The 22851-nt window shown below is 71.6% G+C and carries 20 protein-coding genes; 12 read left to right on the top strand and 8 right to left on the bottom strand.

Features of this window, described 5'->3' with window-relative positions; genetic code table 11:
- The first annotated feature begins 41 nt into the window (after positions 1 to 41).
- Together C8250_RS12480 and C8250_RS12475 are read left to right on the top strand one after the other, a co-directional pair.
- Positions 42 to 1202, top strand: a complete 1161-nt coding sequence (locus C8250_RS12480) for an acyl-CoA dehydrogenase family protein (RefSeq protein WP_138353303.1) — start codon at positions 42 to 44, stop codon at positions 1200 to 1202.
- A 66-nt stretch (positions 1203 to 1268) separates the two neighbouring features.
- The gene (locus tag C8250_RS12475) at positions 1269 to 1886 is read left to right on the top strand and encodes a TetR/AcrR family transcriptional regulator (protein ID WP_138353302.1); all 618 of its coding nucleotides are present in this window, start codon (positions 1269 to 1271) and stop codon (positions 1884 to 1886) included.
- A 5-nt stretch (positions 1887 to 1891) separates the two neighbouring features.
- Here C8250_RS12475 and C8250_RS12470 read toward each other — a convergent pair whose 3' ends face one another.
- Together C8250_RS12470 and C8250_RS12465 are read right to left on the bottom strand one after the other, a co-directional pair.
- Positions 1892 to 2353 carry a MaoC family dehydratase gene (locus tag C8250_RS12470; protein ID WP_138353301.1) on the bottom strand — a complete coding sequence of 154 codons (462 nt, stop codon included), beginning with the start codon at positions 2351 to 2353 and terminating at the stop codon, positions 1892 to 1894.
- Positions 2354 to 2480: 127 nt separating this feature from the next.
- Positions 2481 to 3914 carry an amidase gene (locus tag C8250_RS12465; protein WP_138353300.1) on the bottom strand — a complete coding sequence of 478 codons (1434 nt, stop codon included), beginning with the start codon at positions 3912 to 3914 and terminating at the stop codon, positions 2481 to 2483.
- Positions 3915 to 4092: 178 nt separating this feature from the next.
- On the opposite strand from C8250_RS12465, the gene C8250_RS12460 reads away from it, so the two are divergent.
- The 3 genes from C8250_RS12460 to C8250_RS12450 all read left to right on the top strand — a co-directional run bounded on the left by C8250_RS12460 (position 4093) and on the right by C8250_RS12450 (position 8675).
- Complete coding sequence (locus tag C8250_RS12460; RefSeq protein ID WP_138353299.1) at positions 4093 to 4812, top strand: N-acyl homoserine lactonase family protein; 720 nt, start codon at positions 4093 to 4095, stop codon at positions 4810 to 4812.
- Positions 4813 to 4817: 5 nt separating this feature from the next.
- Entirely contained in the window at positions 4818 to 5606 is a 789-nt protein-coding gene (locus C8250_RS12455; RefSeq protein ID WP_138353298.1) for an aminotransferase class IV, read from the top strand.
- 243 nt (positions 5607 to 5849) lie between these two features.
- Positions 5850 to 8675, top strand: coding sequence for a penicillin acylase family protein (locus C8250_RS12450; RefSeq protein ID WP_138353297.1), 2826 nt, complete (start codon positions 5850 to 5852; stop codon positions 8673 to 8675).
- Between the two features lie 49 nt (positions 8676 to 8724).
- Here C8250_RS12450 and C8250_RS12445 read toward each other — a convergent pair whose 3' ends face one another.
- On the bottom strand, positions 8725 to 10071 hold the full coding sequence (locus C8250_RS12445) for an alpha/beta hydrolase (protein WP_138353376.1): 1347 nt from the start codon (positions 10069 to 10071) through the stop codon (positions 8725 to 8727).
- Between the two features lie 257 nt (positions 10072 to 10328).
- On the opposite strand from C8250_RS12445, the gene C8250_RS12440 reads away from it, so the two are divergent.
- From C8250_RS12440 to C8250_RS12425, 4 genes are read left to right on the top strand one after another with little or no spacing between them, the layout of a single operon-like run.
- A complete protein-coding gene (locus tag C8250_RS12440; RefSeq protein WP_138353375.1) occupies positions 10329 to 11111 on the top strand; it encodes an SDR family oxidoreductase in 783 nt (260 codons plus the stop codon).
- The gene (locus C8250_RS12435) at positions 11108 to 12757 is read left to right on the top strand and encodes an AMP-binding protein (RefSeq protein ID WP_138353296.1); all 1650 of its coding nucleotides are present in this window, start codon (positions 11108 to 11110) and stop codon (positions 12755 to 12757) included. Before C8250_RS12440 ends, C8250_RS12435 begins: the two co-directional genes overlap by 4 nt.
- 56 nt (positions 12758 to 12813) lie before the next feature.
- On the top strand, positions 12814 to 13413 hold the full coding sequence (locus tag C8250_RS12430) for a TetR/AcrR family transcriptional regulator (RefSeq protein ID WP_138353295.1): 600 nt from the start codon (positions 12814 to 12816) through the stop codon (positions 13411 to 13413).
- A gap of 13 nt (positions 13414 to 13426) precedes the next feature.
- The gene (locus C8250_RS12425) at positions 13427 to 14413 is read left to right on the top strand and encodes an NADPH:quinone oxidoreductase family protein (RefSeq protein WP_138353294.1); all 987 of its coding nucleotides are present in this window, start codon (positions 13427 to 13429) and stop codon (positions 14411 to 14413) included.
- A gap of 85 nt (positions 14414 to 14498) precedes the next feature.
- On the opposite strand, the gene C8250_RS12420 is transcribed toward C8250_RS12425, so the two are convergent.
- Together C8250_RS12420 and C8250_RS12415 are read right to left on the bottom strand one after the other, a co-directional pair.
- Positions 14499 to 14945: a GNAT family N-acetyltransferase gene (locus C8250_RS12420; RefSeq protein WP_138353293.1), complete on the bottom strand. Its 447-nt coding sequence runs from the start codon at positions 14943 to 14945 to the stop codon at positions 14499 to 14501.
- 1 nt (position 14946) lies between these two features.
- Positions 14947 to 16116, bottom strand: a complete 1170-nt coding sequence (locus tag C8250_RS12415; RefSeq protein WP_232485611.1) for a helix-turn-helix domain-containing protein — start codon at positions 16114 to 16116, stop codon at positions 14947 to 14949.
- 127 nt (positions 16117 to 16243) lie between these two features.
- Here C8250_RS12415 and C8250_RS12410 point away from each other — a divergent pair, with 127 nt between their 5' ends.
- Positions 16244 to 16669 (top strand): hypothetical protein, encoded by a 426-nt coding sequence (locus tag C8250_RS12410; RefSeq protein WP_138353291.1) that lies wholly within the window; start codon positions 16244 to 16246, stop codon positions 16667 to 16669.
- A 227-nt stretch (positions 16670 to 16896) separates the two neighbouring features.
- Here the strand turns inward: C8250_RS12410 and C8250_RS12405 are convergent, their stop codons facing one another.
- Complete coding sequence (locus C8250_RS12405; protein ID WP_138353290.1) at positions 16897 to 18111, bottom strand: acyl-CoA dehydrogenase family protein; 1215 nt, start codon at positions 18109 to 18111, stop codon at positions 16897 to 16899.
- A 6-nt stretch (positions 18112 to 18117) separates the two neighbouring features.
- On the bottom strand, positions 18118 to 19239 hold the full coding sequence (locus tag C8250_RS12400; RefSeq protein ID WP_138353289.1) for a phosphotransferase family protein: 1122 nt from the start codon (positions 19237 to 19239) through the stop codon (positions 18118 to 18120).
- Positions 19240 to 19395: 156 nt separating this feature from the next.
- Here C8250_RS12400 and C8250_RS12395 point away from each other — a divergent pair, with 156 nt between their 5' ends.
- A complete protein-coding gene (locus tag C8250_RS12395; protein ID WP_138353288.1) occupies positions 19396 to 20319 on the top strand; it encodes an ADP-ribosylglycohydrolase family protein in 924 nt (307 codons plus the stop codon).
- Between the two features lie 80 nt (positions 20320 to 20399).
- Complete coding sequence (locus C8250_RS12390) at positions 20400 to 21680, top strand: glucarate dehydratase family protein (RefSeq protein ID WP_232485619.1); 1281 nt, start codon at positions 20400 to 20402, stop codon at positions 21678 to 21680.
- Between the two features lie 218 nt (positions 21681 to 21898).
- Here C8250_RS12390 and C8250_RS12385 read toward each other — a convergent pair whose 3' ends face one another.
- Entirely contained in the window at positions 21899 to 22837 is a 939-nt protein-coding gene (locus C8250_RS12385) for an MBL fold metallo-hydrolase (protein ID WP_138353286.1), read from the bottom strand.
- Positions 22838 to 22851: the final 14 nt, after the last annotated feature.

Raw genomic sequence — 22851 nt, 5'->3', positions numbered from 1 at the left:
TACTGAAAACTAGCGGTGCTAATTTATGGGAGGTGCCCCCCGTGGACCTTGCGCTCTCGCAGGAGCAGACCGCCGTCCGGCAGCTCGCCAGGGACTTCACGGAGCGCGAGATCACGCCGCACGTGGTGGAGTGGGACCGCGCCGAGAGTGTGGACCGGGGGATCGTCAAGAAGCTCGGCGCGCTCGGGTTCCTCGGGCTCACCATCGACGAGGAGTACGGCGGCTCGGGCGGTGATCATCTCGCGTACTGCCTCGTCACCGAGGAGCTGGGGCGTGGCGACTCCGCCGTGCGCGGCATCGTCTCGGTGTCGTTGGGGCTGGTCGCCAAGTCGATCGCGTACTGGGGGAGCGAGGAGCAGAAGCGCGCGTGGCTGCCGCGGCTCACGTCCGGTGAGGCGGTCGGCTGCTTCGGGCTGACCGAGCCCGGTACCGGCTCGGACGCCGCGAACCTGACGACGCGGGCGGTGCGCGACGGGGACTCGTACGTCATCACCGGCTCGAAGATGTTCATCACCAACGGCACCTGGGCCGATGTCGTGCTGCTCTTCGCGCGCACCGGCGACCCCGCGACGGCGCCGGGTCACAAGGGCGTCAGTGCCTTCCTGGTGCCCACCGACACCCCTGGGCTGACCCGCACGGAGATCCACGGGAAGCTCGGGCTGCGCGGCCAGGCCACCGCCGAGCTGGTGCTCGACGGTGTCCGCGTACCGGCCTCCGCGATGATCGCGCCCGAGGGCAAGGGCTTCTCGGTCGCGATGTCCGCCCTGGCCAAGGGCCGGATGTCGGTCGCGGCGGGCTGTGTCGGGATCGCCCAGGCGTGCCTGGACGCGGCCGTGGCGTACGCGGGGGAGCGCGAGCAGTTCGGCAAGCCGATCGCTCACCACCAGCTGGTGCAGGAGCTGATATCCGACATCGCCGTGGACGTGGACGCCGCCCGGCTCCTCACCTGGCGGGTCGCCGACCACATCGACCGCGGGCTGCCCTTCGCCACCGAGTCCTCGGTGGCGAAGCTCTACGCGAGCGAGGCCGCGGTGCGCGCCGCCAACAACGCGCTGCAGGTGTTCGGCGGGTACGGGTACATCGACGAGTACCCGGCGGGGAAGCTGCTGCGGGACGCGCGCGTCATGACGTTGTACGAGGGCACCAGTCAGATCCACAAGCTGCTCATCGGGCGCGCCCTGACCGGGGTCTCCGCCTTCTAGCCCGGTCCGATTGACCGACCGGCCGGTATCTAAGCGCTTGCTCACCTTGGCTGTAGGGTGTCGGCCATGGATGTGGAGGCAGGAACGCCCGACGCGTGGAGCGACGTCACCCCCGATGCGGCCCGTCGGCTGGTGATCGCCGCGGTCGAGGCGTTCGCCGAGCGCGGGTATCACGCGACGACGACCCGCGACATCGCCGGGCGCGCCGGGATGAGCCCCGCCGCGCTCTACATCCACTACAAGACCAAAGAAGAGCTGCTCTACCAGATCAGCCGGGTCGGCCATCTGCGCTCGGTCGGGCTGCTCGAAGAGGCCGCCAACGGCGCCGGCGCGCCGGGCGAGCGGCTCGCCGTCGCCGTCCGGGCCTTCGTCAGCTGGCACGCGGAGCGGCACACCACCGCGCGCGTCGTGCAGTACGAGCTGGGCGCCCTCGCCGAGGACCACTACACCGAGATCGTCGCTCTGCGCCGCAAGTCCGAGCGCGCGGTCCGCTCGATCATCGAGGACGGCGTACGGACCGGCGAGTTCGACGTGCCGGACGTCGCCGGTACGGCGCTCGCCATCCTGTCGCTGTGCATCGACGTCGCCCGCTGGTTCAACCCCGACGGACGCCGTACGCCGGACGACGTCGGCGTGCTCTACGCCGATCTCGTCGGGCGCATGGTCGGCCCGCGGCAGCCGTAGGGCTCTCAGAGGTAGAAGCGGGCAACCGTCTCCGCGACGCACACCGGCTTGTCCCCGCCCTCGCGCTCGATCGTCACCTTGGTGACGAGCTGGACGCCGCCGCCGACCTCGGTGACCTCCGCGATCTGCGCGGTCGCCCGCAGCCGGGAACCGACCGGGACGGGCGCCGGGAAGCGGACCTTGTTGACGCCGTAGTTGACGCCCATCTTCACGCCCTCGACCCGGAAGAGGTCGGGCGTGAGCGACGGGATCAGCGACAGCGTCAGATAGCCGTGCGCGATGGTGGTGCCGAACGGTCCCTGCGCGGCCTTCTCCGGGTCGACATGGATCCACTGGTGGTCGCCGGTGGCCTCCGCGAACAGGTCGATCCGCTTCTGGTCGATCTCCAGCCAGCCGGTCGTACCGAGCTGCTCGCCGACCGCCGCCCGGAGATCGTCCAGCGAAGCGAAGATCCTGGCCTGCGACATCTGATGCCTCCTGTGCCCAACTGTCCGACGGGTTACTAAGCGCTTGCTCAGCATGGTTCCGTGCGTCGGCCGTGTCAACGCCCGGACGGCGGACACAGGAGGGTTCAGCGTTGCCTGACGGGTCCGCTCACCACATCGAGGGCCGCCGGTGCGCCCACGGCCGGGCCGCCTCCAGCTGCGCCGACAGCGCGATGAGGGTGGCCTCGTCCCCGTACCGGCCGCCGAACATCACGCCGATCGGCAGACCGGCCGGCGTCCAGTGCAGCGGCACGCTCACCGCCGGCTGGCCGGTGGCGTTGTAGAGCGGGGTGAACGGCGTGAAGGCCGCCAGGCCGGCGAACTCCGCCTCCGGGTCGGCGTCATTGCGCAGCCCGCCCACCGGGGCGGGCGGCTGGGCCAGCGTCGGGGTCAGGATGACGTCGTACGAGGACAGCAGCGCGTCCGCGATCAGCTGTCCCAGCGCGCGGAACGCGTACAGCGCCGCCGCGAACTCCGCCCCCGACACCCGGCCGCCCTGCTCACGCAGATGCCGGGTGAGCGGCATCAGCAGCTCCTCGTGCTCCGGGGCGACCGGGTAGACGGTCGACATCACCCCCCACGCCTTGCTGAACGCGTCGCGGATGCTGTCGTCCACCGGCAGTTCCATCTCGTCCACCTGGTGGCCGAGGCCCCGCAGCAGCTCCGCCGCCGCGTCGTACGCCGCCCGGCAGTCCGGGTGCAGCTCGACGCCCGGCACCGGCGGGGTCGGCAGCGCCACCACCCGCAGCCGCCCGGGCTCGGCCCCGGCGTACGAGGCGAAGCTGGCGCCCGGCGGCAGCGAGGGCGCGGCGTACGGGGCGCCCGGCATCGGGCCGGCCAGGATGTCGAGCAGCGTGGCGGCGTCCGCGACGCTCCGGGCGATCGGCCCCGACGTGCTCAGACCGCTCACGTCGTGCTGCACGGGACCGCCGCTGATCCGTCCCCGGCTCGGCTTGATGCCGAACAGCCCGCAGACCGACGACGGGATGCGGATCGAGCCGCCGCCGTCACTGCCCTGCGCGATCGGCGCCAGCCCGGACGCGACCGCCGCGGCGGCGCCCCCGCTGGAACCGCCGGCGGAGAGCTCCAGGTCCCAGGGGGTGCGGGCGGGCGGCGCGAGCTGGTTCTCGGTGTAACAGGGCAGCCCGAACTCGGGGGTGTTGGTCTTGCCGAGCAGGATCGTCCCCGCCTCGCGGAGCTTCGTCACCACGTGGTCGTCGATGTCGGGAACGTGGTCGGCGTACGCCCGCGAGCCGAGCGTGCAGCGCACCCCCGCCACGAAGTTGAGATCCTTCACCGGCACCGGAACCCCGTGCAGCGGCGGCAGCTCCCGCCCCTCGCGACGCGCGGCCACCGCCTCGCTCTCCGCGTCGGCCGCCTGCTTGCGGGCGATCTCGGGGGTCACGGTGATGTACGCACCGACGGTCTCGTTCAGCCGCTCGATGCGGTCGAGATAGTGCTCGGTCAGCTCGACCGGCGAAATGGATCCGCCTCGTACCTGTTCCGCCTGCTCCACCGCGGTCAGATCGTGCAGCTGCGCCATGGCTGTCCCGTCCTCTGCTTGTTCGACGTCACGTCACCGTGCGTCGCGATCCTCGCACTACCCGCCGGTAGCGACCAGGCCCCGCCCGAAGCCGCCGCCCGGAACCGGCCGCGCACCGGCCGGTCAGCTCTCGGCGGAACGGCGGGGCGCGGGACGAGCCGGGCGTGAGGATGGCCGGATGAAGGGTGACACGGCGGTGCGGCGGCTTGATCTCGGCTATTTCGTCCGGCCTGCGGAGGAGGCCGGTCAGGCGTATCCGCGGGTCGAGGCGGTGCTCGGGTATCTGGTGCGCAGGGATGAGGGGCTGATCCTGTTCGACACCGGGATCGGGGACGCCGGTCCGGAGACGGAGGCGCATTACCGGCCCAGGCGGCGTCCGCTGGAGGAGGCGCTCGCGGCGGCCGGGGTCGCGGTGCGGGACATCGCGCTGGTGGTCAACTGCCATCTGCACTTCGACCACATCGGGGGGAACCCGCTGCTGGCGGGCAGGCCGGTCCTGGTGCAGGCGCAGGAGCTGGCGGCCGCCCGGCGGGGCGGGTACACGGCCGGTCAGCTCGTGGACTTCCCGGGCGCGGTCTACGAGGAGTTGACGGGGGAGGCCGAGATCTGGCCCGGGGTCCTGGTCGTGCCGACGCCCGGGCACACCGACGGGCACCAGTCGTTGGTGGTGCGGCAGGGCGACGGCACGGTCGTGCTCGCGGGGCAGGCGCGCGATGCCGCGTCGCACTTCGCGGCGGACCAACTGGCGCGGCGTGCCGCGCTCGACGGCGTGGCGCACCCGCTGCCGCCCTACCCGTCGTGGCTGGACCGGATCTGCGCGTTGGACCCGCGGCGGGTGCTCTTCGCGCACGACGGGTCGGTGTGGGAGCCGGCCGGCGGAGGCGACGTGATTGGGTGAACGGCATGACTGGTACCCCTGCCTTCCGTATCGAGTTCGACGGCCACCCCGCCACCGCCGAGACCCTGGCGCGCTTCGTCATGGTCAGCAGCTACGGCCACTTCACCGCCATGCAGGTCAGAGGGCGCGCGGTGCGCGGTCTCGACTTCCATCTCGACCGGCTGGACCGCGCCACCCAGGAGCTGTTCGGTACCGGCCTGGACGGAGGGCGGGTGCTGGACGCGGTCCGGCACGCGCTGGGTGACGACGTCGACGCGTCGGTGCGCGTCAATGTCTTCCGCCCCGACGAGGCCGGCGACGTCTCCCTCATGGTGACGGTCCGGGGTCCGGGACCCGCGCCGAGCGGTCCGCAGAGCCTGATGTCCGTCGACTACCAGCGGCCCGTGGCCCAGGTGAAGCACGTCGGAGGCTTCGCCCAGGGCTACTTCGGCAACGCCGCGCACGACGCGGGGTTCGACGAGGCGCTGCTCGTCGGACCCGGCGGCGTGATCGCCGAGGGTTCGATCACCAACGTCGGCTTCGCGGACGGCGACACGGTCGTCTGGCCCGACGCGCCCGCCCTGCACGGCATCACGATGCGGATCATCCAGCGGGAGATGGACGCGGCGGGCCTGCCGTGGCGGCACCGGCGGGTCACGGTGGCGGACGTGGCATCGTTCGACGGCGCCTTCGCCTGCAACTCCCGGGGGATCGCTCCGGTCGGCCGGCTGGACGAGCTGATCCTGCCGACGGATGTGGATCTGGTGAAGCGGGTGATCGGGCTCTTCGACTCCGCCCCGTGGGACGCCCTCTGAGCGGTGGTCCGAAACGTCGGTCACGACCGCGGTCGAAACGTCGGTCCCGACTGCGTACTCAACGGCGGTCCCAACCGCCCTCCCAGCGGCGGACGTCCTCTCCTACCTCCCGGTACGGCTGTTGCTTGTCGGTAAACCCGTTGGCGGCCGGAAAAGCCGAACAAAAAGGTGACGCATGTTCACCTTCCGGCGTGAGCGTACCGGCGGTAACCTCCGGCGCATCGGCCTCCGGGAGGAGCAGGAATGCCACAACGCAACGGCAGACTACGCACCGGCAAGGTAGGCACCCGCAAGGGCAAGGCAGTCACCCGCACGTTCAGACGGGTGACCGCCGCGGCGCTGCTCGCGCTCGGCGTCACCCTCGTCGTACCGCTGCCGCAGGCGGCCCAGGCGGCGGACCCCACCACCGACTACTGCCAGGGCCAGTGCGGCGACATCCTGCCGCCCGGTGAGAACGGCAACGCGACGCTCGCCGACATCCTCGCCCACAAGGTCTTCGGCACCCGGCCGGCGCACGCCGCCGACCAGCTCGGACCGTACGCCAACCTGGCCACGGGCTATCCGTCGCTCACCGATGCCACCATCACCAACTTCTTCAACGACGCCTCCTTCGGCGTCCCGTCCGGCCAGGTCGCGTCGGTGACGACACCGCGCGCCGACGTCACCATCACCCGCGACAAGAAGACCGGCGTCCCGCACATCAAGGGCACCACCCGCGACGGAACGGAGTACGGCGCGGGGTACGCGGCAGCGCAGGACCGGCTGTGGCTGATGGACCTGTTCCGGCACGTCGGACGCGGTCAGCTGTCGTCCTTCGCGGGCGGCGCGGCCGCCAACCAGCAGCTGGAGCAGGAGTTCTGGCGGGCCGCCCCGTACACCGAGGCGGACCTCCAGGCGCAGGTCGACCAGATCACGGCGGGCAACGGCGCACGCGGGCAGCAGGCGCTGGCCGACGCGCAGGCGTACGTCAACGGCATCAACGCCTACATCACCCAGTCCAAGAACGGCCGTTACTTCCCCGGCGAGTACGTGCTGACCGGCCAGATCGACGCGATCACCAATGCCGGCGAAATCCAGCCATTCAAACTCACCGATCTGATCGCTCTCGGCTCGGTCATCGGCGCGCTGTTCGGCTCCGGCGGCGGCGGTGAGGTGGAGAGCGCGATCTCGCTGCTCGCCGCGCAGCAGAAGTACGGAGTCACCCAGGGCACCACGGTCTGGGAGACGTTCCGGGAGCGCAACGACCCCGAGGCCATGCTCACCGTGCACGACGGATCCAGCTTCCCGTACGCGGGCAAGCCGGCGAACCCGCAGGGCGCGGCGATGCCCGTGCCCGGAACGGTCGTCGCGGAGCCGCTGGTCTACGACCGGACGGGCGGCGCGGCGACCGCCGCCAAGACCCCGGTCAAGGCAGGCCCGCTCAAGGACGCGCAGGGCATCTTCGACAACGGGGCGCTGCCGGCGAACCTGTTCTCCACCAAGAAGGGCATGTCCAACGCGCTGGTGGTCAGCGGCGCGCACACCGCCAGCGGTCATCCGCTCGCCGTGTTCGGCCCGCAGACCGGCTACTTCGCACCTCAGCTGCTGATGCTCCAGGAGCTCCAGGGCCCGGGGATCAGCGCGCGCGGCGCCTCGTTCGCCGGGCTCGGGATGTACGTGGAACTCGGCCGCGGCCAGGACTACGCCTGGAGCGCCACCTCGGCCGGCCAGGACATCACCGACACCTACGCCGTCGAGCTGTGCCAGGACGCCGTGCACTACGTCTACCACGGTGTCTGCACGGCCATGGAGAAGCTGGAGCGCGTCAACTCCTGGAAGCCCACCGTCGCCGACTCGACCGCCGCGGGCTCCTACCGGATGCAGGTCTACCGCACGGCGTACGGGCCGGTGGAGTACCGCGCGACGGTCGGCGGCAAGGCGGTCGCGTACACGACGCTGCGCAGCTCGTACCGGCACGAGGCCGACTCGATCATCGGCTTCCAGATGCTGAACGATCCCGGCTCCGTCCATGACGCGGCCACGTTCCAGCAGGCCACCCAGCACATCAACTACACCTTCAACTGGTTCTACGCGGACTCGCGGCAGACCGCCTACTACAACAGCGGGACGAATCCGGTGCGCGCCGCCGGCGTGGACCCCTCGTTCCCGGTGAAGGCGGAGGCCGCCTACGAGTGGCAGGGCTGGGACCCGGCGTCGAACACCGCCACCTACACCCCGCCCGCGCAGCACCCGCAGTCCGTCGACCAGGACTACTACGTCTCGTGGAACAACAAGCAGGCCAAGGACTTCACCTCGGCCGGCTTCGGCAACGGCCCCGTGCACCGCGGGGACCTGCTGAACGACCGGGTGAAGAAGCTCGTCGCCGCGGGCGGGGTGACCCGGTCCGCGCTCACCAAGGCGATGGCCGACGCCGCGCTGACCGACCTGCGCGGTGAGGACGTCCTGCCGGAGCTGCTGCGCGTGCTGCGCAGCGCACCGGTCACCGACCCGCAACTGGCCACCGCCGTCCAGCAGTTGTCCGACTGGGGCACGGCGGGCAGCAAGCGCAAGGAGACCTCCGCGGGCTCCCACGTGTACGCGAACGCGGACGCGGTCCGCACCATGGACGCGTGGTGGCCGCTGCTGATCGACGGCGCGTTCCGGCCCGGTCTCGGCGACGGCCTGTACACGGCGCTGACCGCGAACCTGTCGATCGACGAGTCACCGTCCGCCGGCCACGGGCCGACCGGAGCGCACGCGGGCAGCGCGTTCCAGTACGGCTGGTGGAGCTACGCGGGCAAGGACCTGCGGACGGTCCTCGGCGACCCGGTGCAGGGCTGGACGCCGCAGGCCTTCTGCGGCGGCGGCACCCTCGGCGCCTGCCGTGACGTGCTGCTGGCCACGTTGAAGCAGGCGGTCGCGAAGCCCGCGACCACCGTCTACCCGGCCGACGCCAACTGCTCGGCGGGCGACCAGTGGTGCTCCGACACGATCATCCAGCGGCCGCTGGGCGGGATCACCCAGGACAAGATCAGCTGGCAGAACCGGCCGACGTTCCAGCAGGTCGTGGAGTTCCCCGCGCACCGGTAGCGGTTCCGGTCGCGGTTCAGGAAGCACGTGCACGCCGCGGGACGGGGACTCAGTGCGAGATCCGTCCCGCGGCGAGCACCACCCGCGCCAGTTCCTCATGGCATATGTCACTGTGCGCGCCCGCCGGCGGAGAGCCGCTGCACACCACGGCCGACACGTCCACGCTCACACACCCGGACACCGGGAACCGGCCGGCCCGGGCGTCCTCGATCGTCGCCCGCCGGGTGCCGTCGACGGCCTGGATGCCGTCGTGGCCCATCGCGCCCCAGCGGTCGCCGAGCCCGATGAGCGAGGAGTCGTCGCGCGACAGCCGTGACGCGAGCGGGTAGATCACCCCGAGCGCGGTGTCGTGGCTGGAGAAGCAGGACACCACGGGCCCGTCCACCCGGTTCTCCGCGTCGCGCAGCGCCCCCGAGTGCGACGCGTCGCCGGGCAGCCGGCGCGCGTACGCGTAGTGCGAGAACGCGCCCTGGAGCAGCGTCACGGACTTGACGTTGTGCGCCCCGGCGGGCAGTCCGAGCAGCGCGAACGACACCAGGCGGGCGCCGAAACTGTGCCCCACCAGGTGCACCCGTACCGGTCCCGCCGCCTGCGACAGCCGGCCCAGCGCCGGGCCGAGACCGTGCTGCCCGACCGTACCGGCCCGCCGCTTCATCGCGAAGTACGTGGCCTGCCGGAGCAGTTCGTGAGCGCCGTTCCACAGCTTCTTCCCGAGCCCGCCGAACAGTTGCTGTCCACCGGGTTCGTCGGGCCCCAGATCGACCCCGGTCTCCTGGAGCGCCGCGGTGAGCTCCGCGCAGAGCCCGACCGGGTCGTCCGCGAGAATCGCCGGGTCGGGCTGCGGCCCGCCGTCGCCGGAGTCCGCGGCGAACGCGGCGGCGGGGCTGCCCGCCGGCAGTGCCACGAGGTCGCGGACCAGCCGCGCGAACTCCCCTAACGCCTCGGGGGAGTCGGGACACTCCCGCAGTAGCTCCGCCAGTCGCCGCACCGTCGCGTCCTGGCCGGGGAACGTGCCGGTCAGGGCCCGGCAGGTCTCCTCGCTGAGCTCCGTCCGGCCGCCGGGGGCGGCCGGGACGGTCGCGGTGGCTGGGAGGGGGGCGATCAGCGAGGGCGTGAAGTCCGGGATGGGCTCGTCGCTGAACCGCATGGCGGGCCACAGCACGCCGACGTAACCGAGCCGTATCCGCGTGCCGGTGCCGAGCAGCCCGGGGAAGGGCGCGAAGAACCGGTCGTAGAGCCAGGTCGCCATGGACTGGTCGTTGTTCCAGCCGTGCGAGAACATCACCAGATCGGTGACTCCCTCAGCGGCCACTCCCGCCAGTAGTTGATCACGCTGCCGGGTGTCCACGTCCCCGTCCGCGTCGAAGGTCAGTTCCCAGTAGGGCTGCACACTCATCGCTGTCACGGCGGTCCCCCTCGGTCGTATCGCCGAAGTCCCTCTCCCAGCCACCGCTGGGAGGTGCCCCCCAGCCGGCGCGGCCTGCCACGCACGCTCGTGGCCTCGATCCGCGCCATGTGCGCGCATCATCCCGAACAGGGAGGAGACCGGCCATACCCCGCGCAGACGATTTTGCTCTTCCGTCGACCTGACCGACCGCTTAGTATGCGAGAGGAGCCGTAGCCAGTCGAGTCGAAGGAGACACGATCGTGGTCGTGGAAACACTGCGCGATGCCCGAGTGGTCGTCACCGGGGCAGGTGGCGGCATCGGTGCCGCGCTGGCCCGCAGATTCGCCGCCGAGGGCGCGCGGGTCGTGGTCAACGACCTGAACGCCGGAGCCGCGCAGGCCGTCGCCGACGAGATCGGCGGCATCGCCGTACCGGGCGACGCCTCGGGCATCGTCGGCAAGGCGCGCGACGCGCTCGGCGGCACGATCGACGTCTTCTGCGCCAACGCCGGTATCGGCACCGGCGGCCCCGACGCCACCGACGAGGAGTGGGAACGCTCCTGGGACGTCAACGTCATGAGCCACGTCCGGGCCGCCCGCGAGCTGCTGCCCGAATGGCTCGAACGCGGCAGCGGCCGCTTCGTCGCCACCGTCTCCGCCGCCGGGCTGCTCACCATGGTGGGCGCCGCGCCGTACTCGGTCACCAAGCACGGCGCCTACGCCTACGCCGAGTGGCTGTCGCTCACCTACCGGCACCGCGGCATCCGCGTGCACGCGGTCTGCCCGCAGGGCGTGCGGACCGACATGATGCGCGCCGCCGGCACCGCGGGCGAGTTGGTGCTCGCGCCCACCGCGATCGAGCCGGAGGAGCTCGCCGACGCCGTCATGGCGGGCATCGCCGCCGAGCAGTTCCTGATCCTGCCGCACCCCGAGGTCGCCGGGTACTACGCGGCCCGCGCCGCGGACCCGGAGCACTGGATCGACGGAATGAACCGCCTGCAGCAGAAACTGGAGCACATCACGGGCTCCGAGGGCGGGGACCGCACGTGATCTCGTACGCGGCCAAGCCGTGGCTCCAGCACTTCACCGAGGAGCAGCGTGCACTGCCCGACGCCCCGCCGAGCGTGCTGCACGCCTTCCGCGCCTCGGTCGCCCGCGTACCGGACCGCGCCGCCCTCGCCTACTTCGACGGACGGCTGTCCTACCGCGAGGTCGACGAGCTCTCCGACGGCCTGGCGAACCATCTGGCGGAACGCGGCTTCGCACCCGGCGACCGGCTCGCGGTCATGCTGCAGAACATCCCGCAGTTCGTGATCACGCTGCTCGGCGCGTGGAAGGCCGGCGGCACGGTCGTGCCGGTCAATCCGATGTACAAGACGCATGAGCTCGCCCACATCCTCGCCGACGCCGGGGTCCGGGCGATCGTCTGCTCCGACCGCGCCTGGGACGGCTACGTCCGGGAGACCGTGGCCGGCTCGCAGGTCTCGATCGCGCTCGTCACCAGCGAGCTGGACCTGCAGACGCGCGACGACCACCGCGTCCTGCCCGGCGACCGGTTCCCCGCCACGGATGCCGAGGACCTGCTCACCGCGGCCCGCGCCGCCGCGGGACCGCCGCCCACCGCGGCCCCCGAGCGCCACGGCACCGCGCTGATCAGCTACACCTCCGGAACCACCGGCGCCCCCAAGGGCGCGATGAACACCCACGGGAACATCTCCTACAACGCCGACCGGCAGCGCTGCATGCTCGCCCTGCCCGACGGCTCGGTGATCTTCGCGATGGCGCCGCTGTTCCACATCACCGGGATGGTCGCCCAGCTCTCCTCGGCCATCGCCAACGGCGCCACCCTGGCGCTCACCAACCGCTTCGAGGCGGGCGTCGTCCTGGAGGCGTTCCAGGAGTACCGCCCCGCCTACACCGTCGGCCCCGCCACCGCCTTCATGGCGCTGATGGCCCGCCCGGAGGCCACCCGGGACCACTTCGCGTCGTTCCACTACATCTACTCCGGCGGCGCCCCGCTGCCGCCCGCCGTCGTCGAGGGCTTCCGCGAGAAGTTCGGGCCCTACATACGCAACGGCTACGGGCTGACCGAGTGCACCGCGCCCTGCGCGAGCGTCCCGGCCGGCCAGGAGGCACCCGTCGACCCGGAGTCCGGCACGCTGTCCGTCGGCGTCCCGGGTCCCGACACGGTGGTGCGGATCTTCGACGAGCTCGGCGCGGACGTACCGTTCGGCACGCACGGCGAGATCGGCGTCCGCGGCCCGATGGTGGTCCCCGGCTACTGGAACCGCCCCGAGGAGTCGGCGGCGGCCCTGCCCGGCGGCGAACTGCGCACCGGCGACATCGGCTTCATGGACGAGGCCGGCTGGCTGTACGTCGTCGACCGTAAGAAGGACATGATCAACGCGTCCGGCTTCAAGGTCTGGCCGCGCGAGGTCGAGGACGTGCTCTACACCCACCCCGCCGTCCGCGAGGCCGCCGTCGTCGGCATCCCCGACGCCTACCGGGGCGAGAGCGTCAAGGCGTACGTCAGCCTGCGGCCGGACCGGCCGGCCGAACCCGCGGATCTCATCGCGTACTGCAAGGAGCGGCTCGCCGCGTACAAGTACCCGCGCGAGGTGGAGATCCTCGAGGAGCTGCCCAAGACCACGAGCGGCAAGATCCTCCGGCGCGAACTGAAGGCCCGCGCCGGATAGGGTCCATACCGGTCGGAATGTTCGACCGGCGCATCGGTACGGAGAAAGGGCAGGCCATGGCACGCAGCACGACCACCAAGGCAACCGCGGTCCCTGAGCGGCTGCTCGCCGAGGCCACCCGCCTCTTCGCCGAGCGCGGCTACGACCGCACCTCGGTGCAGGAGATCGTCGAGGCGGCCGGGGTGACGAAGGGCGCGCTCTACCACTACTTCGGCTCCAAGGACGATCTTCTGCACGAGATCTACGCCCGCGTGCTGCGGCTGCAGACCGAGCGTCTCGACTCCATCGCCGCCCAGGCCGCCCCCGTACCCACCCGGCTGGCCGAGGCCGCCGCCGACGTCGTCGTCACCAGCATCGAGAACCTGGACGACACCAAGATCTTCTTCCGGTCGATGCACCAGCTGAGCCCGGAGAAGCAGAAGGCGGTACGCGCCGAGCGCCGCCGCTACCACGAGAAGTTCCGGGCCCTGATCGAGGAGGGCCAGCGCGAGGGGATCTTCCGCGTCGAACTGCGGCCCGACCTCGTCGTCGACTACTTCTTCGGCTCGGTGCACCACCTCGGCACCTGGTACCGCGCGGACGGCCCGCTGTCCGCCACCACGGTCGCCGAGGACTTCGCAGACATGCTGCTGCACTCGGTGCGGCAGCCCCGATAACTGGAGGTACCTGGTGAAGGCATGGCGCGTGCACGAGAACGGGGAGCCGCGCGAGGCGATGCGCCTCGACGAGGTACCGGACCCGCAGCCCGGCCCCGGTGAAGTGCTGGTGCGGGTACGCGCCGCGAACATCAACTTCCCCGACGCCCTGCTCTGCCGCGGCCAGTACCAGATCCGCCCGCCGCTGCCGTTCACCCCCGGCGTCGAGCTCTGCGGCGAGATCCTCGCCCTCGGCGAGGGCGTGACGGGCCTCGACATCGGCGCCCGCATCATCTCCCCGGCATCCCTGCCGCACGGTGCCTTCGCGGAACTCGCCGTCATCAGCGCCGCGACCGTACTGCCCGCCCCCGACGCCCTCGACGACGCCGAGGCCGCCGCCCTGCACATCGGCTACCAGACCGGCCTGTTCGGACTCCACCGCCGCGCCGCCCTCCAGCCCGGCGAGACCCTCCTGGTGCACGCCGCCGCCGGCGGCGTCGGCAGTGCCGCCATCCAGCTCGGCAAGGCCGCCGGCGCCACCGTCATCGGCGTCACCGGCGGCCCCGACAAGGCGAAGGTCGCCCGCGACCTGGGCGCCGACCTCGTCGTCGACCGCTCCAGCGAGGACTTCGTGGCCGTCGTCAAGGAAGCCACCAACGGCCGCGGTGCGAACGTCGTCTACGACCCGGTCGGCGGCGATGCCTACACCAGGTCGACCAAGTGCATCGCCTTCGAGGGCCGCATCGTCATCGTCGGCTTCACCAGCGGCACGGTCCCGACCCCGGGCCTCAACCACGCCCTCGTCAAGAACTACTCGATCCTCGGCCTGCACTGGGGCCTCTACAACACCAAGGACCCCCAAGCAGTCCTCCAGGCCCACGAAACCCTCACCCGCCTCGCCACCGAGGGCAGCGTCAAGCCCTACATCAGCGAACGGGTCCCCCTGGCCGGGGCGGCGTCCGCCGTACAGCGAGTAGCAGACGGCAAGACCACCGGCCGCGTGGTCGTCGTCAACGACTGACCCGACCACGGTCGCGCAGCGGTCCCGCCCACTGAGGGCGGGACCTTCCGCGCCCCCGGCTACCGGGCGCCGTGCCCCGTCGCTGTCACTTGCCCCACCGGTAGAACACCTTTCCGTCGCGAGGCTCCGCCCCGAACGCCTCGTAGAACGCGAGCGCTGGCGGGTTGTCCCGGTCCGCCGTCCACTCGATCCGGGTGCAGCCGGCCTCATCGGCAGCCTCACGCAGCTTGGCCATGAATACACCGGCCACACCGCGACGGCGGGCCGTCTCCCGGACGTACAGCTCCTTCAGGTAGAGCGACGCTTCGGCGCCGGCCGCAGGCCACAGGAACGAGTAGCTGGCCAGGCCGACGACATCGCCGCCCTCGCGCGCGAGCAGGACCGTAGCCATGGGCAGCGCGCTGAACAGTGCCGCGTGAATCTGGTCGATGTCGCCGGGCACTGACTCGCCGCCGTAGTACGCCTCGATCTCGCCGAGGAGTTCGGAGATCGTCTCGGCGTCCGCCGCGGTCGCCCGCTCGATGTTCACCATGTCAGCTGTCCCTCTCACCGGGGGGCAGCGCCAACACCTCGCGCAGAGCCCGCACTTCCTGTGCCTCGGGAACACTAGTTGCCAGCTCCCGGGCGCGGTAGATGATCAGCGCGGAGCGGTGGTCGGCCGGCAGCGTCACGATGGTGTCGGTCGCCAGGACGGCGGCCCCCGCGGGATCCCCATCGGCCGCCAGACACACTGCCTGATCAAGGTGGATGAGCGCGCGGTCCGTGTGGTCACCGAGCGGGTACAGCTCCAGCGCGCGGGCCTGCTGCTCACCGGCACGGGCCGTCTCCCGCAGGTGCGTCCAGGCGTTGCCGCTGTGGAACCTGAACTGCGACTCGCTGTACCCGAAGGCGCTACCGATCCGGTCCGCCGGATCGAGCCGACCGAGCGCGGTGTCCGCCGCTGCAAGTGCCGCGACGGCTTCCTCTCGGCGGCCCAACAGAGCGTGAGCGCGGGCCTCCAGCGGGGCTGCGAGGGCGGGCCCTACGCACGGCAGACCGCCCGCGAGATGCTGCGCCCGGCAGGCCAACTCGACGGCGCCCTCTATGTCGCCGCTGTAGTACTGCTGGTACGCCTCTTGCGCGTACATCCATGACAGGACCTCTCGGTCCTCCGCTGCCGCCGCGGCTGCCCGGCCGGTGCGCCACCAATCGCGGCTCGAAGCGTCACCGAGCTTGAGCAGCGTGAGGGCCATCAGCCCCGACATGTGCGCCACGGCCAGCGTGAGCCGCCGCCGGACGTGAACGGAATGACGGTGCCCGAGGAGCCTTTTCAGGTCGGCGAAATCGCTGAGCAACTCGGGTAGCAGTTCGCCCTCGGGACGGAACCGTGTCGCCCGCCCGTGCCGCGCGACGGTGTAGTCCCACTCGTTCAGGCTCGCGTCCGTCATGGGCCCTGCGGCGAGAGCGTCGGACAACCCAAGCTGAAGGGCCGCTGCTTGGGCGAGGACAGGCATGTCCGCGCGGACACCGGCGAGTGCGATCAACGCGCCGTGTGCGTCGAGGGCCGTGTCCAGGGCAGCGGCAATCGCCTCCGTCGGACGGCGCCGGCCGGTCTCCAGATCGGCCACGTAGGACTTCCCACAGGTGGCACGCTGTGCAAGATCCCGTAAGGAGCGGCTGCCGCGCAGCCTACGGAGTGCCTGTCCGAACGTCTCTTCGCTCATCATCGCCCCGTGTCCGCAGTGTCCGCAGGGGTGCGGACGGCAGCGGACACTCATGTCCTGGGCCCTGCTGCCCGTGCACGTAACGCTACTCCTACAAGCCGATCACTCATGGTGACAGGGAGAAGTCGTGGGCACGGAACACGAGCAGCCGCTGGCGATCGACCCGGAACGGCTGGCGATCAACCAGCTACAGGGGTTGAACTGCGCGCTCTGCAAGGCACGCCTGTACCGCGCCCGGTCGCTCGGTCCCGTGCCCATGGGCACGGGTGTACATGCCGACTACGTCGAGCTCTACGCGTGCGAGCCGTCCTGCGGCGCGACCGTCGTCGCCGAGCCGCACGACTGGTGTTACTACTGCCACGACCCGATCCTCGCCCAGGCCGCGGTTCCCATCGGGTACCGACCCGGGGCTTCCGGTCCCGGCCGCCTCCTCTACGCGGACGCCAAGTGCCGTGTCGCGTACCGGGTGTACCGGCTCGACCAGCACCCTGCGGGCACCGACGGCAGGCCCCGCTACCGCGACCGGGAGCCCTTCGCGCCGCGTTCCGGCTGATGTCGAGCCGTGCGGGGCCCCGACTCCCCGCTGCGGTCCGGCAACCGGGTCGAGCCGGGCGGGCCCGAACGCGAGGGGCCGGGATCGCAGCTGGGGGCACCCCCGGCCGGAGGTTGGGGGAGGGTTCGAAATGCTGCCGAGCTATTTGTGGGCCGCCAGGCCCGTAAATAGTCGATTTCGAACCCTCGCGCCGGAGAGCCCGGCCCCGCCCCACGACGGACCGCCAACTACGCGTACTTCCTCAGCTCACGACGCGCCAGCGACCGCTTGTGCACCTCGTCCGGCCCGTCCGCCAACCGCAACGTTCGCGCCGCCGCCCACAGCTCCGCCAGCGGGAAGTCCTGACCCACGCCCCCCGCGCCGTGCACCTGGATCGCCCGGTCGATGATCGCCTGCACCGCGGCCGGAGTAGCGATCTTGATCGACTGGATCTCGGTGTGCGCGCCCCGGTTGCCGACCGTGTCCATCAGCCAGGCCGTCTTCAGCACCAGCAGCCGCAGCAGTTCGATCTCGACCCGCGCCTCCGCGATCCACTCCTGGACCACACCCTGCTCGGCGATCGGCTTGCCGAACGCCACCCGGTCCGTCGCCCGCCGGCACATGAGCTCGAGGGCGCGCTCCGCCATGCCGATCAGGCGCATGCAGTGGTGGATCCGGCCCGGTCCGAGCCGTGCCTGGGCGATGGCGAAGCCGCCGCCCTCCTCGCCGATCAGGTTCTCGGCCGGCACCCGGACGTCGGTGAAGACCACCTCGGCGTGGCCGCCGTGGTCACCGTCGTCGTAGCCGAACACCCGCATGCCGCGGCGTACTTCGACGCCGGGGGTGTCACGCGGCACGAGGATCTGGCTCTGCTGGCGGTGGCGTTCCGCCGACGGGTCGCTCTTGCCCATCACGATCATGATGGCGCACTTGGGGTTCATCGCCCCGGAGATGTACCACTTGCGGCCGTTGATGACGTACGAGTCACCGTCGCGCTCGATCCGCGTCTCGATGTTCGTGGCGTCCGACGAGGCGACGTCCGGTTCCGTCATCGCGAACGCGGATCGGATCTCACCGGCGAGCAGCGGCTCCAGCCACTGCTTGCGCTGCTGCTCGGTGCCGAACTCGCTCAGCACCTCCATGTTCCCGGTGTCGGGCGCGGCGCAGTTCAGCGCGGGCGGCGCCAGGTGCGGGCTGCGGCCGGTGATCTCGGCCAGCGGCGCGTACTGCAGGTTCGTCAGCCCCGCCCCGCGCTCGCCGGGCAGGAAGAGGTTCCACAATCCCTGCCGCTTGGCCTCCGCCTTCAGCTCCTCCACCATGGGCGGCGCGGACCAGCGGGCGTCGCCCTCGGCCTGCTCGCGCTGGAGGGCGAAGACCGGCTCCGCCGGGTGGACGTGCTCCTCCATGAACGCGGTCAGTCGCGTCCGCAGTTCCTCGGTACGGGCGTCATAGGCGAAATCCATCAGTCCTCAGTCCTCCTGGGGCTGGAGCCGGAGCTTGAGCAGCCCGCGGTCGATGAACGCGGGGACCAGGGAGCCGATCCGGTCGAAACCGGCACCGACGGTCTGGCCCAGCGTGTAGCGGTAGTGGATGCCCTCGAGGATCACGGCGAGCTTGAAGTACGCGAAGGCCGTGTACCAGTCGATGGCGGAGGTGTCGCGGCCGGACCGCTCGGCGTACCGCTCGACCAGTTCCTGGGCACTGGGGTGGCCGGGCGCGTCGCCGGTGGTGGACACGGGCGCGTCCGGGACGGTCTCCTGCTCGCTGTACATCACCAGCAGGCCGAGGTCGGTGAGCGGGTCGCCCAGCGTCGACATCTCCCAGTCCAGGACGGCCCGGACCTGGTCGTCGTCGCCGACGAGAACGTTGTCGAGCCGGTAGTCGCCGTGCACGACGGTGGGCGCGGGCGAGACGGGCAGCGCCTTGCCGAGGGCGGCGTGCAGTTCCGCGATACCGGGCAGCTCCCGGCTGCCGGACGCCTCCAGCTGCTTGCCCCAGCGGCGCAACTGCCGTTCCAGGAAGCCCTCAGGACGTCCGAAGCCGTCGAGACCGGCTGCTGCCGGGTCCACCGCGTGCAGGTCCACCAGGGTGTCGACGAGCCCCAGCACGACGGCGCGGGTGCGCTCCGGGCCGATCCCGGCGAGCTGCGCGGAGGTGCGGTACGGGGTGCCGTCCACGAAGTCCATGACGTAGAACGGCGCGCCGATCACCTCGGGGTCCTCGCACAGCAGCACGGTGCCGGGCACCGGAACCGGGGTGTCGCTCAGCGCGCTGATCACCCGGTGCTCGCGCGTCATGTCGTGCGCGGTGGCCAGGACGTGCCCGAGCGGCGGCCGCCGCACCACCCACCGCGAGACGCCGTCGGTGACGGCGTACGTCAGGTTGGACCGGCCGCCCTCGATCAGCCGGGCGCGCAGTGCGCCGCGCACCAGTCCCGGCCGCTCCCGGTCCAGATGTTCGCGCAGCCGACCGAGGTCGAGCCCCGGTGGATCGGCCGGGGGATTGTCCGGCGAACCGGCCGGCGGATTGCCCGGCGGATTGTCCGGCGAACCGGCCGGGGGATTGCCCGGTGGATTGTCCGTACCGCTCATCGTCTGCTCCTCACCACCCGGCACACCTTGGTCCTGGCGTTCCTGCCATCATGCCGACCAGTCGGTATGTCGTCCAGTAGGGATCCGGAATCCGGTGTTGTGGGCCGGTTCCGGCTGGGAGACTGGCGGCCCGTCCATGCCCTTCGAGGAGCCTAGATGTACATCCCCGCCGCCGCCCTGGACTCGCTCCACGGACTCGCCCACGGGGACGCCTTCGGCGACCGCTGGTTCTCGATGTTCCGGCTCGCGGGCCCCGAGGCGCTGGAGAAACGTGTCCTGCCGCCGCAGGACACCTGGTTGTGGAGCGACGACACCGCGCAGGCGCTCGCGCTCTTCCGGGAGCTGTCGGAGAGCGGTGGCGCGGTCGACCAGGACCGGCTGGCGCGCCGCCTCGCCGACGAGTACGCCGCCGACGACCACCGCGGCTACGGTCCCTCGATGCACGACGTGCTCCGCCGGATCGGTGCGGGGGAGCCGTGGCAGGCCGTGGTGGGCGAGCAGTTCGAGGGCCAGGGCTCCTGGGGGAATGGGGCCGCCATGCGGGTGGCCCCGCTCGGCGCCTGGCACAGCGGCGACCTGGACACGGTCGCCGAACTGGCCGCCCGCCAGGCCGCCGTCTCGCACCACCACCCCGAGGCCGTCGCCGGAGCCGTGGCGGTCGCGGTCGCCGCCGCGCTCACGGCCCGCGGCCGGGGTGGTCCCGCCCCCGCCCGTGCCGAGTTCCTGAGCTCCGTCGCGGACCGGCTCGACGTCTCCGACGTCCGCTCCGGCCTGCGCACCGCCTCCCGGATGTCCGAGTACGCCTCGGTCCGCCATGCCGCCGAAGTGCTCGGCTCCGGATACCGGGTGTCGTCCCCCGACACGGTCCCGTTCGCGCTGTGGTGCGCGGGAAACCACCCCGACGACCTCCAGGAGTGCCTGTGGGCCACCGTCTCCGGCCGCGGCGACATGGACACCACCTGCGCGATCGCGGGCGGTGTGGTCGCCGCCCGCACCGGGGTCGCGGCCCTGCCGGCGGCCTGGCACGCGGCCAGGGAGGCGCTCCCGGCGTGGGTTGACGCGGACTCGGCCCCCGCCTAGCCTCTGGACTTATGGGTGAACGGGATTCACATACGCAGACAGCGGCGGCGAACGCCAGGGCACTGAGGGACTCCGGGGCACTGACGGTGACGGAGGTCAGGCTCACCCCGATCCTGATCGCCGACCCGCCGCTGCTCAACACCCAGGGCGTGCACCAGCCCTTCACCCCGCGCCTGATCATCGAGGTGGTCACCGCCGACGGCACGGTCGGCGTCGGCGAGACGTACGGCGACAGCCGGTACCTGGAGCTGGCCGCGCCCCTGGGCAAGGCTCTGCCCGGCCATGCGGTCAGCGATCTGAACGGGCTGTTCACGCTCGCCGAGCAGGTCTGCGGCGACCCCGACGACGTCTCCGACTCCGTCGACGTCGGCGGGCTGCGCGGGGTGCAGACCGCCGACAAGCTGCGGCTCTCCGTCATCTCCGGGTTCGAGGTCGCCTGCCTCGACGCGCTCGGCAAGATCCTCGGGCTGCCCGTGCACACCCTGCTCGGCGGCAAGGTCCGCGACACCGTCGAGTACAGCGCGTACCTCTTCTACCGCTGGGCGCACCACCCCGGCGCGGACACACCCCGTGACGACTGGGGCGCCGCGCTCGACCCGGCCGGAGTCGTGGCCCAGGCCCGCCGCTTCGCCGACACGTACGGGTTCGCCTCCTTCAAGCTCAAGGGCGGCGTCTTCCCGCCCGACGAGGAGATCGCCGCCGTCAGGGCGCTGGCCGAGGAGTTCCCCGGTCAGCCGCTGCGGCTGGACCCCAACGGCGCCTGGTCCGTGGAGACGTCGCTGCGGGTCGCCGCCGAACTGGGCGACGTCCTCGAATACCTGGAGGACCCGGCCAGCACCACCGCCCGCATGGCGGAGGTCGCGGCCGGCACCGATGTGCCGCTGGCCACCAACATGTGCGTGACGACCTTCCCGGAGATCCGGGAGGCGTTCGCGACGGGCGCCGTCCAGGTCGTGCTGTCCGATCACCACTACTGGGGCGGGCTGCGCAACACCCGTGAACTGGCCGCGATCTGCCGCACCTTCGGCGTCGGCCTGTCCATGCACTCCAACACCCACCTGGGAATCAGCCTCGCCGCCATGACCCACGTGGCCGCGACCGTCCCCAACCTCGACTACGCCTGCGACTCGCACTACCCCTGGCAGACCGACGACGTCATCACGTCCCGGCATGTCTTCACCGACGGCCGGCTCACCGTCTCCGACGCGCCCGGCCTCGGCGTCGAACTCGACCGGGACGCCCTCAAGGTGCTCCACCAGCGCTGGCTGGACGACGACGGCACGATGCGGGACCGCGACGACGCGGCGGCCATGCGCGAGGCCGACCCGCGGTGGTGCACGCCGTCCGTTCCGCGCTGGTGACATTGCCGCCGGGCGGCACCTTGCGGCCCGATAGACACCGCTGAGGCCCGTCCGGCCGATCACGCGCGGCCCCACCCGGAACGGCGGCTCCCGGTGTCGCCGAGGACCGGTCACCGCCGCGTGAACGGGTGCCGGGGGAGCCGCCCGTTCTGCCGCGACGGGCCACCTGCCGGCCGGAGACCGGCTGGACCGGACAGCCATGATCCGCCGGAAGGGCATTACGCGTGGCAGGCCACCGGCACGCCGCCGTTCATCTCCGTCATGTCGGCGAACGCCGCCGCCACGTCCAGCGGGGCGCCCGGCGCGATGCCGTCGAGTTCGGCGTAGACCCGGTGCAGGTTGGCGACCAGCCGCTCGGACTCACGGAGTTGGGCGAAGGCCCCGAGGTCGGCGGCGCGGGCGGTCTGCAGCGGGGTGTGGCCGGCGGCGCGGCCGGTGTCCGCGAGACAGCCGAGGTTGCGCAGATACCGCTCCATGGTGTCGTAGACGCCGGGGTCGGTGACCGGGCCGTGCCCGGGGACGACGATCTCGGCGTCCAGCGACCGCAGCAGGTCCAGCGCGCGCAGCGACCCGGTCAGGGACCCCATCAGGATGAACGGCGTGCCGCCGTTGAAGACCAGGTCACCGGTGAAGACGATGCGCTGGCGCGGCAGCCACACGATGGTGTCGCCCGGCGTGTGGGCCACCCCGGGGTGGAACAGCCGTATTTCCGAGCCGGCCGTGTGCAGCCGCATCGATTCGGAGTACGTGACGGTGGGCGCGGTGATCTCGATGTCGCCGTAGTCGACGTCGGGCCAGACCCCGTGCAGCTGGCGGCCGGCCGCCAGCAGCTCCCGGCGGCACGCGGTGTGCCCGACGACGGTCGAGCCGCCCGCCGCGAACAGGCCGTTGCCGTAGGTGTGGTCGCCGTGGTGGTGGGTGTTGACCACGTACTCCGGATGCGGCACGCCCGCCGTCGTGATGGCGTCCCGCAGCAGCCGGGCACGGCGCTCGGTGGCGGCGGTGTCCACGAGCAGCGTGCTCGTGCCGTCGCTGACGAAGCCCGCGTTGCTCAGGCACCAGCCGCCGTCGGGCTGGCAGAACGCATGGACGTCCGGAGCCAGTTCCATGAGATACGGCTCCGTGCCCGTTGTATCGACAATCGCCGTCGTGCCCATGCGTGCCCTCCCCA

The sequence above is a fragment of the Streptomyces sp. So13.3 genome (assembly GCF_005860785.2).
Taxonomy (GTDB): Bacteria; Actinomycetota; Actinomycetes; order Streptomycetales; family Streptomycetaceae; genus Actinacidiphila; species Actinacidiphila fildesensis.
The sequence above is the reverse complement of the archived record's forward strand: the minus strand, read 5'-3'. Positions and strand labels throughout refer to the sequence as shown.

Coding starts and splice junctions, on each gene's coding strand:
- C8250_RS12475 (WP_138353302.1), top strand. CDS start 1,269: ATGGATGTGGAGGCAGGAACGCCCGACGCGTGGAGCGACGTCACCCCC.
- C8250_RS12470 (WP_138353301.1), bottom strand. CDS start 2,353: ATGTCGCAGGCCAGGATCTTCGCTTCGCTGGACGATCTCCGGGCGGCG.
- C8250_RS12465 (WP_138353300.1), bottom strand. CDS start 3,914: ATGGCGCAGCTGCACGATCTGACCGCGGTGGAGCAGGCGGAACAGGTA.
- C8250_RS12460 (WP_138353299.1), top strand. CDS start 4,093: ATGAAGGGTGACACGGCGGTGCGGCGGCTTGATCTCGGCTATTTCGTC.
- C8250_RS12455 (WP_138353298.1), top strand. CDS start 4,818: ATGACTGGTACCCCTGCCTTCCGTATCGAGTTCGACGGCCACCCCGCC.
- C8250_RS12450 (WP_138353297.1), top strand. CDS start 5,850: ATGCCACAACGCAACGGCAGACTACGCACCGGCAAGGTAGGCACCCGC.
- C8250_RS12445 (WP_138353376.1), bottom strand. CDS start 10,071: ATGAGTGTGCAGCCCTACTGGGAACTGACCTTCGACGCGGACGGGGAC.
- C8250_RS12430 (WP_138353295.1), top strand. CDS start 12,814: ATGGCACGCAGCACGACCACCAAGGCAACCGCGGTCCCTGAGCGGCTG.
- C8250_RS12420 (WP_138353293.1), bottom strand. CDS start 14,945: ATGGTGAACATCGAGCGGGCGACCGCGGCGGACGCCGAGACGATCTCC.
- C8250_RS12415 (WP_232485611.1), bottom strand. CDS start 16,116: ATGAGCGAAGAGACGTTCGGACAGGCACTCCGTAGGCTGCGCGGCAGC.
- C8250_RS12405 (WP_138353290.1), bottom strand. CDS start 18,111: ATGGATTTCGCCTATGACGCCCGTACCGAGGAACTGCGGACGCGACTG.
- C8250_RS12400 (WP_138353289.1), bottom strand. CDS start 19,239: ATGAGCGGTACGGACAATCCACCGGGCAATCCCCCGGCCGGTTCGCCG.
- C8250_RS12395 (WP_138353288.1), top strand. CDS start 19,396: ATGTACATCCCCGCCGCCGCCCTGGACTCGCTCCACGGACTCGCCCAC.
- C8250_RS12385 (WP_138353286.1), bottom strand. CDS start 22,837: ATGGGCACGACGGCGATTGTCGATACAACGGGCACGGAGCCGTATCTC.